1 pseudogene is annotated in these 828 nt (G+C 69.4%); it reads left to right on the forward strand.

The window, feature by feature from the left end:
- Nucleotides 1-94 precede the first annotated feature (94 nt).
- Nucleotides 95-828, forward strand: a pseudogene (locus ABD194_RS20980) (hypothetical protein); the annotation flags it as partial.

Genomic DNA, 828 nt, shown 5'->3' on the forward strand with positions numbered 1-828 from the left:
GGCAGGCTGCTCCCAGCCAACTGGCATACAGCGCACCTACGTTCCGTGACAACTCGGACGAAGCGGTCCGGGGCACCCAGGGAGAAGGGGATTCATGCGCACTCAGACTCTGCGCAGGCGTACGTACGTGGGAGTGGGCTTCGCCTCCGCCGCCCTCGCGCTCGGCACGACCTTGGTGGCGGGCTCGTCCGCCACGGCCGCTGGAACGGACACCAGCGACATCGTCTACACCGTCCACCCGCTGACGAAGCAGTACTCGAAGGGCAGCCAGCTCGGTGCCCTCCCCACGCCGTCGCAGTGCGTGGCTCGGATCGGCCTCGCGTGCTACACCCCGGCGCTGATCCGCAAGGCGTACGACATCCCGGACGGCTGGACCGGCAAGGGCCAGCGGATCGTCATCGTCGACGCCTACGGCAGCCCGACGGTGCGCCAGGACCTCGACGTCTTCAGCCAGACGTTCGGCCTGCCCAAGGCGGACCTCAACGTCTACTACCCCGGCGGGAAGCCGCAGACGAGCACCGCCCACCAGGGGCAGCCGCTCGGCTGGGCCGGCGAGACGAGCCTCGACGTGCAGTGGGCCCACGCCATCGCCCCCGACGCGACGATCAACCTCGTCGTGGCGCCCAACAACTACGGCAACGCACTCAACGTCGCGGTGCGCTACGCGGTCGACCACGACCTCGGCGACGTCCTCTCGATGAGCTACGGCTCGGATGAGGCCGCCATCGCCGGCAAGGGCAACAACCTTCAGCTGCAGCAGGCGCACGAGGACTTCGCGGCCGCCGCGGCCAAGGGCATCTCGGTCTTCGCCTCCTCCGGCGACGACGG

The sequence above is a fragment of the Terrabacter terrae genome (genome assembly GCF_039529575.1).
Lineage (GTDB): Bacteria > Actinomycetota > Actinomycetes > Actinomycetales > Dermatophilaceae > Terrabacter > Terrabacter terrae.